This is a genomic window from Dermacoccus sp. UBA1591 (assembly GCF_002322065.1).
GTDB classification, from domain to species: domain Bacteria; phylum Actinomycetota; class Actinomycetes; order Actinomycetales; family Dermatophilaceae; genus Dermacoccus; species Dermacoccus nishinomiyaensis.
Window position 1 is genome coordinate 590 of sequence record NZ_DCNR01000055.1, and the last position, 1,358, is coordinate 1,947.

Here is a 1,358-nt window from a genome sequence, read left to right on the forward strand (position 1 = left end):
GTGCCGGCCTCGACGAGGAACAGCGAGATGCCCTTGGCGCCCTTGCTCGGGTCCGTGCGTGCCGCGACGACGGCGACGTCGCACTGGTGGCCGTTCGTGATGAACGTCTTCGAGCCGTTGAGGATCCAGTCGCCCGAACCGTCGTCAGCCTTGACGGCCGTCGACTTGAGGTTGGCGAGGTCCGAACCGCCCGACGGCTCCGTCATGCCGATCGACAGGATCAGCTCACCCGTCGCGACGCGCGGCAGGTACTTCTGCTTCTGCTCCTCGGTGCCGAGGCTGACGATGTACGGCGCGGTGACATCCGAGTGGATGCCGAAGCACGACGCGACGGCGGCGGTGAACTTGCTGATCTCTTCGGCGAAGATCGCGTTGAAGCGGTAGTCGTCGATGCCGGCGCCGCCGTACTCCTCCGGGATGCACAGGCCGAAGAAGCCCTGCTTGCCGGCCTCGAGCCAGATGTCACGCGCGATGACGTGATCGCGGATCATCTCCTCGGCACGCGGGGCGAGGGTGCGCTCGACGAACTCGCGGGCGGAAGCGCGGAACGCCTCGTGGTCTTCGTCGTAGATGTTGCGGGGCATGGGACGCCGCCTTTCTCAACTCATGGGTAGCTTGATCGCTCTTTGCATGGTACGCCCCGTCACAGGTACTTGTCGCCGGGCTGCGATGCTTACCTTTACGTAACCGCTGCGATGGTCTCGGCGCCGTCGCGATGCGCACCTCATCCACGGTTCGAGGAACGCCGTAGGAGCTGGCCGTCAGGCGCGAGCATGAGAAAAAGTGTGGACGGGGTGAGCAGGCGCCCCATAGCGTCAATGCCATGACCCGGGACGAGACGCGAAGCGCTGACTACCTCATCGACTGGCGATCGTGGCGCGGCCCGAAGCAGTTCGGGTGGCACGAACTGTCAGCCCCGCGATGGTGGCCGCGCGGCGAGCGGGCCCGCTTCCCACTTCTCTTCGTGACGGCGCTCGCCGTCAAGACCCGGTTCGCGCTCTTCCCGCCCACGCCGGATGTCACGGAGGACGACGTCGACGAGGCAGAGCTCGAGGCCCTTCTCGACGAGATGCTCGGAACCCTGCCGATGGAACTGGCCCCGGCTGGGCAGCGTGCCGGCGCGGTGAGAGTCGGTTTCTCCGTCGATCCCGACGCCGATCTCACGCCGGCGCAGCGCCTCGTCGCAGAGCGAGGCGTCCGAGTTCGCGCGGATCACTGGAGCGACGGGTTCGCCCTTCACCCCGTCGATGTGCTGGCCTGGCAACCGTCCTTCGGCGGGTTCTCGACGGTCGACGGGCTCGTCGGGCGCGGATTCGACGCGTATGCCCGCATCCTGCACCCGATCGAGAAGCGCGACG

Annotated in this window: 2 protein-coding genes; one reads left to right on the forward strand and one right to left on the reverse strand. The window is 66.9% G+C overall.

Features of this window, described 5'->3' with window-relative positions:
• Positions 1-584, reverse strand: a 584-nt coding sequence (locus B2284_RS06035) for an acyl-CoA dehydrogenase family protein (RefSeq protein WP_286697300.1), incomplete at its 3' end; no start/stop codon positions are given.
• A gap of 239 nt (positions 585-823) precedes the next feature.
• On the opposite strand from B2284_RS06035, the gene B2284_RS06040 reads away from it, so the two are divergent.
• The coding region (locus B2284_RS06040) for a hypothetical protein (protein WP_286697301.1) at positions 824-1,358 on the forward strand (535 nt) is incomplete at its 3' end.